At 68.2% G+C, this 529-nt stretch carries 1 protein-coding gene; it reads right to left on the bottom strand.

The annotated features are described in order from the left end of the window. Nucleotides 1-529: aspartate/glutamate racemase family protein (locus J3P36_RS16055; RefSeq protein WP_246854919.1), on the bottom strand; the 529-nt coding region annotated here is incomplete at both ends.

Raw genomic sequence — 529 nt, 5'->3', positions numbered from 1 at the left:
CCGCGGTGGAGCCGGTGAGGAACAGCACCTCCGCCCCCTTCTCGATCGCCCGCCGTCCCGCGGACTCGATCGCGGCGACGTAGTCCAGCGCCTCCTGCTCCTGGCTGAACATCTTCTGGTTGCCGGGCGCGTAGCCGATGTTCTCGACGGAGGCGAGGCGGCTGGCCAGGCCGTAGCCCGTCACGATCTCCCGGTAGCGGGAGACCATCTTCGGATGCTGCACGAGCAGCGAGAACCTCTCGCCCATCGTGCACGCGGTGAAGCAGCAGACCTCCATGAAGGAGATGACGGGGATGTCCAGGATCTCCCGCAGTTCCACCAGCCCGGTGTCGAGCGAGTTGGCGATGACGAAGGCGTCGTAGCCGCCCTCGCGCCGCAGCCGCAGCCCGGTCTCCACGAATTCGCGCACGTCGTAGTGCCAGATGACGCGGTAGTGGTCGCCGAGCGCGCCATGCGGCGTGCCATGCACCTCCACCTCCGTCCCCGGCGCCGCCACGTCCTTGCAGAGCTGGCGGACGGTGGAGAGGAA

It is taken from the genome of Naasia sp. SYSU D00057 (assembly GCF_017916505.1).
Classification (GTDB): domain Bacteria; phylum Actinomycetota; class Actinomycetes; order Actinomycetales; family Microbacteriaceae; genus Naasia.
The sequence above is the reverse complement of the archived record's forward strand: the minus strand, read 5'-3'. Positions and strand labels throughout refer to the sequence as shown.